This window comes from Oleiphilus sp. HI0066, assembly GCF_001635725.1.
Window position 1 is genome coordinate 1 of sequence record NZ_LWFH01001008.1, and the last position, 1,013, is coordinate 1,013.

Consider the following 1,013-nt stretch of genomic DNA (forward strand, 5'->3'; position numbering starts at 1 on the left):
CGTTTATTCTTGGGTCACGCTGTAGATGTATATGAAGGCCAGATTATCGGTATTCACTCTCGTTCTAACGATTTGGCAGTTAACCCTACAAAAGGTAAGCAGCTAACGAACGTACGTGCATCTGGCACAGATGAAGCGTTAACGCTGGTTCCACCTATTCGTCACACGCTAGAGCAAGCGCTTGAATTCATCGAAGATGATGAGCTAGTTGAGGTAACGCCTGAAAGCATTCGTTTGCGTAAAAAGCTATTGACTGAAAACGAACGTAAGCGCGCGAAGTAAGTTTTTCAGTAAAGTTTAGAAAGCCGAAGCATGTCTTCGGCTTTTTTTATATCTTGAGAAAGTAAACATATACTGGAGTCAGAGTACTTTTACTCTGACCTCTAATTGGTTTTGGAAAGTGAGGCGATGAAAGCACTTATTCAAAGAGTAAAAAATGCATCGGTTGAAGTGAATGGGCAAATTGTCGGAGCTATTGATGAGGGTATTCTTCTGCTGCTAGGCGTTGAGAAAGATGACGATCAGCTGGTTTCAGACCGTATGCTCAAAAAAATTCTCGCTTATAGAATCTTTGATGATGAGAACGGAAGAATGGGGAGAAGTCTTGCTGATATAAATGGCGGTTTGTTGGTTGTGTCACAGTTCACCTTAGTGGCTGATACTAAAAAAGGAACCAAGCCGAGCTTTTCTTCAGCGGCGCCGCCGGAGCATGGTGAGTTGATATATAACCACTTTGTGGCACAAGCGTACGAATCGCACCAAAATATTGCGACCGGTCAATTCGGCGCAGATATGCAGGTAAGCCTCTTAAACGACGGGCCTGTGACCTTTATGTTAGAGCTCTAATCTTGCATTTATTGCCTTATTTTCCCTGAAATATGACAAAAATAAGAATTTTTGCACTAAAAAATTGCGTAGTGTAACAAAGTGTACTAAACAGAATACAAGGGAATGCATTAAGTTATTGCTCTAACACGCTGTTTTGACTATAAAAATGAACATTTTGTAGGTTT

Annotated in this window: 1 protein-coding gene and 1 pseudogene; both read left to right on the plus strand. The window is 41.2% G+C overall.

Annotated elements, in window-relative coordinates:
• Window positions 1-282 (plus strand): annotated as a pseudogene (locus tag A3738_RS11955) (translational GTPase TypA); the annotation flags it as partial.
• Window positions 283-408: 126 nt separating this feature from the next.
• Complete coding sequence (gene dtd, locus A3738_RS11960; RefSeq protein WP_068475285.1) at window positions 409-846, plus strand: D-aminoacyl-tRNA deacylase; 438 nt, start codon at window positions 409-411, stop codon at window positions 844-846.
• The last annotated feature ends 167 nt before the right edge of the window (window positions 847-1,013 follow it).

Bases quoted from the DNA above. Each gene is read 5' to 3' on its own strand.
- dtd (WP_068475285.1), top strand. From the start codon at position 409: ATGAAAGCACTTATTCAAAGAGTAAAAAATGCATCGGTTGAAGTGAAT.